The 12622-nt window shown below is 62.2% G+C and carries 8 protein-coding genes; 5 read left to right on the top strand and 3 right to left on the bottom strand.

The annotated features are described in order from the left end of the window. Positions 1-220 precede the first annotated feature (220 nt). Together GY725_15015 and GY725_15010 are read left to right on the top strand one after the other, a co-directional pair. Positions 221-892 carry an FKBP-type peptidyl-prolyl cis-trans isomerase gene (locus GY725_15015; protein ID MCP4005501.1) on the top strand — a complete coding sequence of 224 codons (672 nt, stop codon included), beginning with the start codon at positions 221-223 and terminating at the stop codon, positions 890-892. A 55-nt stretch (positions 893-947) separates the two neighbouring features. Continuing rightward, positions 948-1712 carry a class I SAM-dependent methyltransferase gene (locus GY725_15010; protein ID MCP4005500.1) on the top strand — a complete coding sequence of 255 codons (765 nt, stop codon included), beginning with the start codon at positions 948-950 and terminating at the stop codon, positions 1710-1712. A gap of 97 nt (positions 1713-1809) precedes the next feature. Here GY725_15010 and GY725_15005 read toward each other — a convergent pair whose 3' ends face one another. Beyond that, positions 1810-2727 (bottom strand): DMT family transporter, encoded by a 918-nt coding sequence (locus GY725_15005; GenBank protein MCP4005499.1) that lies wholly within the window; start codon positions 2725-2727, stop codon positions 1810-1812. 40 nt (positions 2728-2767) lie between these two features. Next, entirely contained in the window at positions 2768-2959 is a 192-nt protein-coding gene (locus GY725_15000) for a hypothetical protein (GenBank protein MCP4005498.1), read from the bottom strand. A gap of 636 nt (positions 2960-3595) precedes the next feature. Between GY725_15000 and GY725_14995 the strand changes: the two genes are divergently transcribed. Together GY725_14995 and GY725_14990 are read left to right on the top strand one after the other, a co-directional pair. Next, on the top strand, positions 3596-4426 hold the full coding sequence (locus GY725_14995) for a PEP-CTERM sorting domain-containing protein (protein MCP4005497.1): 831 nt from the start codon (positions 3596-3598) through the stop codon (positions 4424-4426). A 177-nt stretch (positions 4427-4603) separates the two neighbouring features. Beyond that, positions 4604-4909 (top strand): hypothetical protein, encoded by a 306-nt coding sequence (locus GY725_14990; GenBank protein MCP4005496.1) that lies wholly within the window; start codon positions 4604-4606, stop codon positions 4907-4909. Here the strand turns inward: GY725_14990 and GY725_14985 are convergent. Beyond that, positions 4894-7095 carry a hypothetical protein gene (locus tag GY725_14985; GenBank protein ID MCP4005495.1) on the bottom strand — a complete coding sequence of 734 codons (2202 nt, stop codon included), beginning with the start codon at positions 7093-7095 and terminating at the stop codon, positions 4894-4896. The genes GY725_14990 and GY725_14985 overlap by 16 nt on opposite strands. 1636 nt (positions 7096-8731) lie before the next feature. Between GY725_14985 and GY725_14980 the strand changes: the two genes are divergently transcribed. Next, complete coding sequence (locus GY725_14980) at positions 8732-12610, top strand: hypothetical protein (protein ID MCP4005494.1); 3879 nt, start codon at positions 8732-8734, stop codon at positions 12608-12610. The last annotated feature ends 12 nt before the right edge of the window (positions 12611-12622 follow it).

The following is a 12622-nucleotide window of genomic DNA, read 5'->3' as shown; positions in this document are numbered from 1 at the left end:
GCACAACGCAGCGCCAAAGCCGTTCATCTGGACCAAGAGCGCCGAGCAGATCCTCGACAGCATCCGTCGCTTCTGTTCCCGAGTCCTCCAGGTCCACGCTCGGAAGCATTAGAGATGGAACTTCTGAAACAGGACACTAGATGGCCCTTCGTGTGCTTGTGTGCGCGATCGAACTGGGCGAAGCTCGCGCCTTCCGAATTTCTCGAAGGAGAGAGTTTCCATGCGTCGATTCGTTTTCATCGCTCTGGCGGCACTGCTGCTGCAGGCTTCGTCATCTCAGGCTGCGGATCCCGCGCTCGAAACAGAAGAGCAGAAGACCATCTACGCCCTGGGTTTCGCTGTTTCACAACAGCTCTCCAACTTCGCGCTTAGCGAAGAGGAAGTGAAAATCCTGCAGACCGGGTTGCTCGCGGGGCTGATGGCGAAGAAACCGGCGGTCGAGCTCACGGTCTACGGTCCGAAGATTCAGGCGTTCCAGGCTGAGCGTCAGGTTCTGGCCTCCAAGAATGAGACCGCAGCTGGAGCGAAGTTCCTGAAAACCGCCGCTGCCGCCAAGGGTGCGGTGAAAAGCGATACGGGCGTGATCTACCGCGAGACCCAGGGAGGCACTGGAAAGGCTCCCGGGGCGGAAGACAAGGTGACGGTCCACTACCACGGCACGCTGCGGGACGGCACGGTATTCGACAGTTCGGTAACCCGCGGCGAGCCCGCGAGTTTCGGTTTGAACCGGGTCATTCCGTGCTGGACCGAGGCGCTTCAGAAGATGAAGGTCGGAGGCAAGGCCACGATCACCTGTCCGGCCGAAACCGCGTACGGCGATCGCGGCAGCGGTCGCATCAAGCCGGGTGCGGCGCTGCAGTTCGACGTCGAACTGATTTCCATCGAGAACTGAGTCGCCGAGCTCCGGGGCCTACCGGTGCGCGGCTGGCGCTCACCGGAGGGCTCCCGTGAACGAACTCGATCGATCCTACGGCTCTGTGACCGCGCGGTTTTACGACGCGGCTTATGAGGCCATTTCCGAGCAACGCCGGGATGGGGAATTCTACGCGTCGCTGGCCCGTGAAGCCGGTGGTCCCGTTCTCGAACTCGGTTGCGGTACGGGTCGCGTGTTGCTGGAGATCGCAGCCCAGGGATATCCCTGCACGGGAGTGGATGCCTCGCAGGCGATGTTGAACGTGCTGCGCGACAAGCGACCTCCTCCCACTCTGCACCTGGTGTGTGCGCCGATGCAGGCCTTCGAGTTCGAAGGGGAAGACGAACGCTTCGCCTTGATCTTCTCCGGTTTTCGAGTGTTTCAGCACCTGGATTCGATTGCGGACCAGCTGGCCTGCCTCGAACGGGTCCGTCGCTATCTGACCCCTGGAGGGATCTTCGCCTTCGACGTCTTTCGGCCTCGAATGCAGGGGCCGGACTCGATTCCCGAGCGCGAGCAGCTTCGCTTCGAACTGGAGGGCGATCAGGTCGTTCGCTACGAGACTGTCGAGCGCGACCGTGCGCGTCAGTCCCTGCACGTGCGCATGCGCTACGAGGTGCACCGCGCCGGGGAAGTCGTTGCAAATGAGTTCAGCGATTTCGATATGCGCTGGTTCTACCGCTACGAACTCGAACACCTGCTGGCGCGGGCGGGTTTCGAGGACGTGATGATCTATGGCGATTTCGATCGCAGCCCCATTAGCGTCGAGAGTCCTTCGTTCGTGGTGGTCGCCCGCTAGGGAACCTCTGCACAGGGAGGCTGCGGCTACGAAGCGCGATGCATCCGCCTGCGCTGCGTCGCGCGACCCTCTGCAGATCTACGGATCTGCGATCGGATCACGCTTCTTGCTCAGGCGGCGACTCCCGCTTCTCGCTCGAATCCTCCCTGTGCAGAGATTCCCTAGCTCTGCTTTCTGCGAACAACGCGGCAGCCACGCCGCACAGGATCAGCCCCGCACCGGCGATGCGCGACGCGGCGAGCGATTGGTCGAGAATCCACCAGCCCAGGCACAGACTGCTCACGGGTTGCGACAAGAGCAGGAGCCCGCCGTGGTGCCCGGGCAGGTGCTTGATACCGGTTGTGATCGCCATCCACGAAGCGACCTGCGCGACCAGGCCCAGAAGCAACAGCCAGCCGTGCTGCTGGGCCGACAGCGTCGCGGGAAGTGAACCGTCGACTGCGCCGACCAGGGCCAGTGCGACCACTCCGACGCTGAGTTGCATCACGAGTGTCGCTTCAGGCAGCACAGGTGCAGCCCGTTGCGAGCGTCGCAGGCAGATGAGTGCTCCCGCATAACAAAACCCCGCAGCCAGCCCGAACAGCAATCCCGCGCGCTGTTCCGGGAAGCGCAGGTCTGCGGAGTCTTCGCCCGTGAGCAGGAGCAGGCCGAGAGCGATCACAGGCAGGGTGAGCCAAAAAAGGCGTGAGGGGCGCTCGCCGAGGAACAAGAGGCCGAACAGGGCCAGCCAGACGATCTGCGTATTGGCCAGGAGGGTCGAGGGACCGGCACCGATCAAGCCGATCGAGTGGTGCCAGAGATCCATGTCCGCAGCGAAGAACAGTCCGGATAGCGCCGCCGCCGCGATCCAGCCCCGCCGGGAGAACGAACGCCGACCCGCAGGCCGCACCAGGCAGAGTGCGAGAAGCACCGGCAACGCGTAGGCAAAACGCCAGAAAGCCGCCTGAGTCGGGGCCGCCTGTGAGAGAGCGACCAGGATCGGCGCCGTGGAGATCCCCAGAGCGCCGCCGACCACTAGAAGATAGTGCAGAGACCGACCTGCTTCCGGGTGGGATTCAGCCGTTGCTCGCGTCTTCCTCGTCCTCGGGAAAGCCGTACCCGGCCAGGTCTTCCTTGGTGGCCACATCTGTACCGGAACCGCCACCGTCGGGTCGGTCCATCCGCTTTTCGCGCTTCAACGCGGCTTTCTCGGCCTTTTTGACCTCTCGCTGACGCTTGAGGATCGACATCTTGCTCTTCCGGGCCATGGCGGACTCCTGGTGTGGACGGTCTGGCGCTTCTCGCGGGTCACGGACTGCAGTGCCGAGACGGCAGAGCGTCCAGCCGGGATTTACCCACCATGATCCCGGGGAACTGCTCACGCGGTTCGAGGCGGTGTCCTATCTTACACCTCCGGTTTGTCGCGGTCACCCCATGAAACCGGATTGCGGGCCTGGCCCCCTCCGAAGCAGTGGCCGATCTGCCTCGGCCGGCGGGGCCCGAACTCGGAGTCCTATCTGTAAGGGAGATTTCGAGGGGAGCCCAAGGGGGCACACGACCCGCCGGCCATCTCGGGGGATTCTCAACCCCGGGGCGCTCACCACGGGAATTCGCCACCGCTGAGAGGGAGTGCGCGGGGTCGATTTTGGAGTCGAGGGGTCTCGGTGCTCTTCGTGAGTCCTCGAAACGGTTCTGTCGGCTCCTGGTTTCGCGCTTTGTTCGCTCGCGAACGTTTCCGAGGCGGTCTCGCAAGTTTATGATTTTCAAAGGGAATTTTCACAAACCGGCAGCCACACCGGAAAATCCGCAGGAAATCGCGACTCTGCGCAAAAAAACGCTTGCCTTTGAGGGGTGTCCCGCGGTTAGAATCACTCACTGGGTTCTCTAGGGAGGAGGAAACAACTATGAGTATTCTGCGCTATTCGGCGGTGGCTCTAGCGGTGCTTTCGCTTATGGCGGTGAGCACTCCGGCGGGTGCAAGCCCGACCGGTACCACGTACACCGTCCAAGTCAATAACTTCGGTGGCTGCACCGCAGGCGTCGCTGCCGCCTGCGAAACGGGCCAGACGCTCACGTGGGACGGAGTCGCTGAAGCGGTTCCGGGCACTGCGTTGACCGTCAACGAGGCGGACACCCAAGATCCGACAATCCTGCCCAACGTGGCTGGATTTACGTATCAGGCTGTCGCCGCCAATTTCGGTACGGCCCTGAACGTCGGCGTTCCGAGCGTCGGTTATGACCTACTCGAGATGTGGGTCGATGATGCCACCGTGGGTGGCTTCAGCGGAGCCGGCGGCATTCCAAATCCGGCCGCGTTCTCGGGTATCACCGCAACGGACATCAACAATCCGCTTTCGAACCCGATGGAGATCTACAAGTCCCTCGCGGGTACCGGCTTCGTGTACTTCACGAACGACGGCGTCGTCTTCAATATCCAGGACGCGCTTTTACAGGGCCTGCCTATTGGTGGCCATCCGTTCAATCCGGCCATCACCTACGGCGTTCTGTACACGGGTTCACCCACCGTGGGTAAGCTGTGGCCGGACATCGCGGTCGACTCGGAGGCGTTCAACGTTCCGTGGTCCGTGCTCGAGTTCGCACTCGGCATGCAGGGCCAGGGCATCAACGATGTCCACGTTGGCGTGCTCGTCGAGACGATCTTGCCTGAGCCAGGGAGCGCTCTCCTGCTCGGCATGGGTCTGATCGGAATCGCAGCGATTCGTCGCCGCGCCTGATCGGTCCGAAGCAAAATGAAAGGCCCCGGTCCCGCAAGGGATCGGGGCCTTTCATTTTAATCTGATCCCGGTGGGTTTTTGGGCTGGCGTCGAGATTCCTTTCGCAGTGCGCGATCTTCTCGAGCAGAGCGATACGGGGCCTGATCGCCCGGGCGGGTCACAGGCTAGAGGACGGCGATGGACGAGGCGGAGCTTCTTTCGAGCTTGAGTGACCTGGCGGGGTGTGCCGGTATCGAGGTGCGCAGCGTTGACGACACCTCTGCCGGAGAGTTGCCTCCTTCCAGCGGAGTGTGCCGGGTTCAGGGTGCGGTCTGGGTGCTACTCGCGAGGGCCGACCCGCTCGACCGCCGAACCGAAGTCCTGGCCCTCGCCCTCCGGGAACACGCAGCAGAGTGGATGGAGGCTCACTTCATCGCTCCCGCGTTGCGCGAGGTGATCGACGCCGCCGGTGAGTTCCGTCAGAGCGATCAGGGCAGCGTGTAGGGCACGTTCTCCAGCCAGACGAGATCGGGGGGGCCGCCCCGGTTCATGTACACGTAGCCCTGACCCGCCTCCAGATCGAAACTCTCATCGCTCCCCCCGGTCTCGGGGAACCAGCGTCGATCGAAGCTCGGGTCGCTGCCCGAATCGAAGAAGTACTGGCCCGCGAAGGCTTGGGTCTCGGGAACGAAGCGCAACACGCGATCGGACGCGATGGGATCGGTGCCGCCAGTGGCGCCGGCCAATGCCAGTGAAGTCGCGTCGAGCGGGCGCCCAGAGACGGCATGGCAGGGCGCGAACAGATTCATGCCTGCCAGGAGATTGTGCGAATGCGGCTCGCGGGCCAGACGTCCAGCGAGAAAAAGGTTCTGGGCCGGCCCGCGGTTGTGAACAAAGACCGCGTCACCACAGCCCAGGCGCAGCGTCGATTCGCCGCCGATTTCGAAGAGTCGATGATCAAATCCGGGAGCGGTCCCGCCTGAATCGAATACGAACGCGCTGGTGTACACCTGTGAAAGTGCGTCGAACGCGAGTACGCGATCGGCTTCGGCTTCTTGCGAGGCGCCGTCGAGTTGCTGTCCCAGGATGACGTGGATCGAATCATCGTCGGCAAAAAACGGCATGCCGATGATCTCGAAGCCGCCGGCCGGAAGTTTGATTCGCACGAAACCGACCGGGTTGCCGGTCACGGTCATCTGGCTGCCGGTTTCCGGATGGGAGCCGGTGATCTGCAGCGCGTAGATCCGGGTATCGACATCGCTGGGCGATCCGCTCGTGGTGCTGCCGTCGTCAATCTGCTGCAGCGAGGCTCCAGTTCCCACCATCGTTGCGAAGCTCTCGAGGCTGGGCAACGAGGCACCCGATCCGTTGCTATCTGCCTGTGCGATGCCAGCGCCGAAAAGCACCTCGTAGCTGATTCCTGGTGAGGACGACCAGCTCAGTTCTACCCGTCCCCCGGCCAGTTCGCGGAGTGCGGGCGAAAGGTCGCTGTCGGCATCGAGTGGATTGCTTCCCGCGATCAGTTCCGTGAGGTCCAGATCACCGTCGCCATCGCTGTCCTCGGATCCCGGGTCGGTTCCGATGCTCGTCTCATAGGTGTCGCTCAATCCGTCGCCATCGTCGTCGCAGGCATCGCCCGCGCATTCCAGCGGGCACAGCGCGCAGCGCGGTCCCGGCGGCAGCCCGTTCCGCGCCTGGAAAGCCGCCTCGTCCGAGGTGTCGACAGCCAGGCCGAGGGCACTGGCTTCTTCCATGTCGAACTTGTCGCAGGGCTCTCCGCCACTCGTTCCGCAGGTTCGTTGCATGACGAGACCGAAAAGGGATGCGGCGAACTCCGCCTGGTCCGAAGCGTCGACGTTGCCATCACCGGCCGTGAACTTTCCGTCGCAGGCGTTGCCGTAGCCATCCGCGTCGTCGTCGAGTTGGCCGCCCGTCGTGGTGCGGAACGGCTCCCCCTCGAAGTCGTATGCGAGGTAGCCACTGGTGTTCGGGTCGAACAGAGAATTGGCGATCGTCGTGCAGTTGTCGCAGATCTGGCCCACACCGTCGCTGTCGTCATCGGCCTGGTCTGCGTTGGGAATTCCCGGGCAGTTGTCGCAGAGATCGCCCACGCCGTCGCTGTCGCCGTCGTTCTGATCGGGATTCGGAAAGATCGGGCAGTTGTCCGCGGCGTTGGGCTGGCCATCATCATCCGCTTCTGGATCACACGCGTCGCCTTCGCCGTCGCCGTTGACGTCGCTCTGGTCTGCGTTGGCCAGGTATGGGCAGTTGTCGAGGCAGGCGCTGGGCACGTCATCGCCGTCGGGGTCTGCCTGGTCCGGGTTGTAGTCCGTAGGACAGTTGTCCTCGTAGCAGGCGATTCCGTCGGCATCGAAGTCGCAATCGTCCGCGCCGGTGAAGCCGATCCGCGTCTTGTACGTGTTCCAGTTCACATAGATCGGGGCGCCCGTGACCAGCCAGCGGCAATCCCCTGGGAGTCCGTCCTCGCAAGTCTGTTGGCAGTTCTTTCCCGAGCAGCTGACGCGCGGATAGATCGCACCCGACGCCACTGCGATCAGGCCATCGAAGGTGCATCGGTCCAATCCGCCCGCATCATCGCGTGTGCAGTTACAGCTGGTCGAACCACCGATCGGGCAGGAACGCAGGACGGTTCCTGTCTGGTCGACCACTTCGAGGGTGTCGAAGCGCATTCCAGCATTCGGGTCGCCGAGGTCTGCATTGTCGGGATCGTTCACGACCTCGACGCTCAGATGGAAGGCTCCGCCCGGAGCGGAGAGCAGGTCGCCCATCTGGGTGACGGCGACGGCGCAGGATGCACTCGGGATATCCCATTGGGCACAGGCTTCCACCCGGAGTTCGGGTTTGCGGGCGCGTCCGTAGTAGCAGCGCCGATCGCGCATGGCATCGATTACGCTAGTGCGCGTAAGGGCATCCGCCCAACACAGCGTGGTGCCGCGCGACGTGCTGGGAAACGCTGTGGGCAAGCAACCTTCGGGCCGGTTGTGGTTATCGCTGCCCATCGCGGGAAAGGTCCGGAAACCGCGAGAAAGCGCTTGCTGGTAACTGCCTTCCCAGCGCACGCGCGTGGTGCCGAGTTCCATCCCGAAGATTAGTGCATCGCTGAAGCCGCCGGGGTTTGTGGCGGGATCCAGGTGCGGATCGGCCAGTTCGGCGGGATGAGCCTGGATGACCGCACCGCCGAGTTGCGCGACCCACAGATACATCTCCCACTCACTCGTACACAATCCGTCCTTCACGACGCCTTCGCCGCAAGTCACGTCAGTGTCTACGGGAAGAATCAGGATCTTGTGGCCGCCGGTATTCGCCAGTCCGCTGTTGTCGTGTCTTGTCGTGTACTCGCGCCCGCTGAACGCGATGAATGCACCCGGCTGATTTCGCGTGCTGGCCGCGGTCGAGAACGACTGGGCTTCGTTCCAGGGGTCGAACGGCGCAGCCAGCGGAAGACCGGTGGAAAAATCGGGGAAGCCGCCCGGGTCCAGATCGAAAAAGCCGCCAAATTTCGTATCGGGGATCGGAATCGTGTTCGGGTCGATCCAGAGCTTGTACGCCTGTTCCTGTGGCAAACGGGAAATCATGTGAGAGTGATGCGACAGGTTCCCCCAGTCGTAGCCACCGGCGCGCATGGCGTCGTAGACCGATGTCGGTCTGCCGAACTGATGCGGCGCGCAAGCCTCGTTGAGCCAGGAGGACAAATTGCTCGCCGAACTCGCGTGTTGGTGAGCGTCACCGCCAACCAGACGTTGCGACGCGTAGGAGTCCGCCTGCAGCTTGCCGGGTAGCAGCGCAACGGCGAGACAGACACAAAGGCAGAGTTGGATGGCGAATGCTGCTGAAGTCTTCAGCGCAGCATTGCCGAACAGGACGCCACGCGGAATGGCGACCGGTTCGTGTTGTTTCAAGCGACCAGGCCTCCGGGAAGGTGAGACGGATCGTTAGGAATCTTGTCGGTGGGCCAATGATGGGGGGTGTAGAGCCGGGTTGCCAGCCCTACACCACGGGTTTTCGCGAAATTTCCGTGTCCGGAAGGAGCCCGATTGAGTTCGTCTGCCGATTCAGTGCTTCTCTCAAGTCAACCGGCACAGGCAAATTCCGTTATATATGTGTATTGCCGCATTGTTGGGGAATTCCGAATCGCTCCGAGTTTCCATAGCCAACGCTTTCTGGGCCGATCAGGCCCACACCAGTTCGCCCGGTTCGCTGCGGTTTTCCTCCGTACGGTGTGATCGCACCCGGACGACCGGTGGCGAATTGGGGTCGCAAAAACTCACTCAGAGCGGATCTCGCCGGTTACAATTGGGGATGGTCATGTCGCGTCTAGGGAAGAGGAGCGCCATTCCAGGCGAAAGGCGAAAGCTCGCGCACCATTCGCGCGCGCTGCGGTTGTGCCTCGTCCTGATGGTTGCCTTCGCGGCTCTGGGGCTCCGATCGCCCGCGTATGGCCAGGAGGTCCGCTCCTTTCAGGAAGGTCAGAACGGGTACGCGGGTACCGAGGACCTGCACATCTCGATCCCGCCGGATTTCACCGGGTCGGGTCACGATGAGAGCGAGTTTCCGACCGACCCCCAGAACGAGCGCTGGGAGTGGGATCTCGAGGACACCTGGGGAGCCGCTTCTGTCTTGCTGAGTTCCGGGGCCAACAAAAAGAGCTGGGGCGACAACATCGGACTCTTGCGTTTTCGGGATCTGTTCGGATCCGACGCGGATCAGATTCCTCCGGGAGCGCAGATCAACTCCGCGACGCTCTACATCGAGGTCGACAACGGCTATCCGAGCAACGGGGATGCAGCGAATCTGCACCGGATGCTGGTCGACTGGGACGAATCGCTGCGTTGGGATTCACTGGGCGCGTCGCCCGGTCCGGATTTCGGGTCGGATTTCTCCAGCGCGATCGAGGCCCATACCGGCGAAGTGGTCGATGGGCAGGTGCTTGCAATCGATGTAGCAGACTCGCTTTCGGCCTGGTCGGCTGATCCTGATGCGAACCTGGGCTGGTTGTTCATGCCGGTTGGACTTCAGGAAACGATCCCGGTCGCGAGCTCATCGCTGGGGTCCCTGACGAAGGTGACCGTCGACCTCGACATCACGACGCCCCAGCGCGGCGAACTGATCGTGACACTGCGACATGGCAATTACACTGCCCTGCTGCTCGATCAACTCGGCCGCTCGGGGTGTTTTTTCGCCAACATCAACGGGGCCGATGACCTGGTGATTACGCTCGACGATGACGCGGCCACCGACGTGCACGACTCGGGAAATAGCTCCCCCTTGCTGGGTACCTATCGACCCGATGGCTCCTGCCTTTCGCTGCCTCTGTGTACGGGCGGAGGAACGGCAGGTTTGTGCGGTCAGCTCGCGGACGGCGACTGGATCTTGACCGTGACCGATGAGTGGAGTTCTTTCAATAGTGAGTCCGTGCTCAACTCGTGGTCGATCACGCTGAGCGATGGTGTGAATCCCGATGAGACCTATCTCTCGTCGCCGGGTGTCCCGATTCCGAAGGATCACCACGGTCTGGACGCGACCACGATTCGCAGTAGCGAAGACTCGAATAGCTTTGCGCGCCCGCGTCTCGAGGTTGATTTCGCCCCAACTATCGTCTTTGCGCCGATCGAACTCGATGCCTATCCCGGTGCCGGTTCGCAGAATGTCGTATTGCGGATTCCCGATGGATCGAATTCGGCACAGGCCGTGACGGTGACCATCGCCAGTGATGCACCCGGTGTAACGGCCGGCCCGGGACCGATCGTGTTCGCGCAAGCAGGCGCGACGAGCATGCCCGTCGCGCTGACCATCGGTTCCGCCGGTACGGCTCTTCTCACCACGACAAACGATGCGGCGGTCGGCGACGCTGCGCTGCCCGTAAACGTTGCGAGTACTCCGATCGAACTCGATCCCGCAGCGGTCTACGATGCGGCGGGCGCGCCGAATTCGTCGATCGAAGTGCAGATTCCACTTGGAAGCAATGCTCTCGGCCCGGTCAATGTGACCCTCACGACCTCGGACCCTGCGGTTGCGGACTTCGTCGGATCGACGGCGGGTTCGCTCGCTCTCACGTTTGCCGCAGGTGGGTCGAATCTGCAATCAGCGAGCGTGATCTTCGGCGCGACCCCCGGCAGTGCCAGTTTTACTGCTAGCGATGACGCGGTGGTTCTGACCAGCGGCGTCGCGCCCGTGGTCGTCTCGGTCGAAGCGCCCGTCGAGTACCACGTCAACGGTCCACCTTACCTCCAGCTCGGGGATGCACCTCTGAATCCGCTAACGGATCAGTTCCTGGTGGCCTGGCAGACAGTCACGACCCGCGAAGGCGGCCCGAACGCGGACCGCTTCGAAATCGAGTATCGGGAACTCGGGGATCCCAACTGGATTGCCGTCTCGACCGGAACTCCAGTTTCCGTCAACTCGGTTTCTCGATTGAACCAGAACGCAACGATCAGCGGCTTGAATTTCGACTCGGAGTACGAGTACCGACTGAGGCATCTGCGCAACGAGGTACCGATCCAGACCTGGCAGAATACGGTCGGAACCCAGAAGACGGGCGCGTTTCGTTTTACGGCCTTCGGTAATAGCGGCCAGGGTACGCAGGGAGCCAAGAAGATAGCCGCCCAGCTTGCAGTTCAGGATCCCGACCTGCACTTCCTGCTCGGTGACTACGTCTATTATCTGGGAGAGTACGAACACTTCCAGTCCCGAGTCTTCGATGTCTACGAGGATACGATCGTCGATCGACCGTTCGCATTCGTGATCGGCAATCACGGGGTTGGAATCGACGAAGGCCAGAGCACTCTGGATCACGCTTTCTCGCCGTTGAATGGTCCGGCGACCCTGACCGACGAGTACAACTATTCCTTCGATTACGGCAGCGTGCACTTCGCCGTCATCAACTCTGCCCGCGATTTCGGGACGCTCCCGACCGATGTCGCGCCGTGGCTCACAGCAGACCTGCAGGCTTCGTCGAAGACGTGGAAGGTGGTCGTGTCGCATGAGCCGGCCGTCATGAAGGTCACCTGGTCCGGCGAACGCGAAGAACACGACCAGTTGCGGGACAACATCCTGAAAGTCGCCGTCGACGAGGGGGCTGATCTGTTCCTCGGTGGCGCCGTTCATTCCTATCAGCGCTACCGCCCGATTACGGACGTGGTTCCCGGTGACCCGAACATCGCGTATGCCTCTTGTGAAGACGGGGCCGGGACGACGGTGATCCATCCAGGAACGGGTGCCTGGACCCGAGCTCCGGACCCGAACGTGCCTTCACCGTTTCCCCCTCCCGTCGAGTTCTACGTCTCGGAAATCGGTATCGGTGTGTTCGACGTGAATGGAAATCAGTTGACGGCCACTATGGTCAACAAGAACGGCACCGTTCTAGACACGGTAACTCTGAACAAGTGCATCTTGCCCGGAGACTGTCTGTGTCCGGCCGTGTGTGGCGACCTGATCATCGATGCGCCCGAACACTGCGACGGCAGCAATGATTCGGCCTGTCCAGGCCTGTGCCTGCCCGATTGCACTTGCAACGTTCCAGGCCCTGCGTGTAGCGACGGTTTCGACAACGACTTTGATGTGCTGGTCGATGCGAATGATCCGGGTTGCAGCGATCCAAATGACCCCGACGAGCGCGATCCGCTCGGTGCCGCATGCGATGACGGCAGCGACAATGACGGCGACGGTCTTTTCGACTATCCGGATGACACCGGCTGTACCGGGCCGACGGACACCGATGAACGGGAACTGGGTGGTATTGCGTGCGATGACGGATTGGACAACGACCTGGACCTGATCGCCGATTTCCCGGCGGATCCCGGTTGCTCCAGCGCGAGTGATGGCGATGAACGCGGGCCTGGTCTGCCCTGCGACGATGCGCTGGACAACGACCTCGACGGTACGCCGGATTTCCCGGGCGATCTCGGGTGTACCGGGCCCTCCGATACCAGCGAACGCGAACTGGGCGGGCCGGCCTGTGACGATGCGGTGGATAACGACAGCGACTTCTCTTCCGACTACCCGAATGATCCGGGCTGCAGCGGGCCGACCGATCTGAGCGAATTCGACCCCAACGGACCCGCTTGCGACGATGGCAGCGACAACGATGCCGATCTGCTGATCGACTACGCGCAGGACGCTGGTTGTTCCAATCTTGTAGACGACGACGAAACCGATATCCCGCCTTCGATTCCAGTGTTCCCCTAGGGAATCTTTGCA

This window comes from bacterium (assembly GCA_024226335.1).
In the GTDB taxonomy this organism is placed as follows: Bacteria; Myxococcota_A; UBA9160; order SZUA-336; family SZUA-336; genus JAAELY01.
This window is presented reverse-complemented; position numbering and strand designations above follow the sequence as displayed.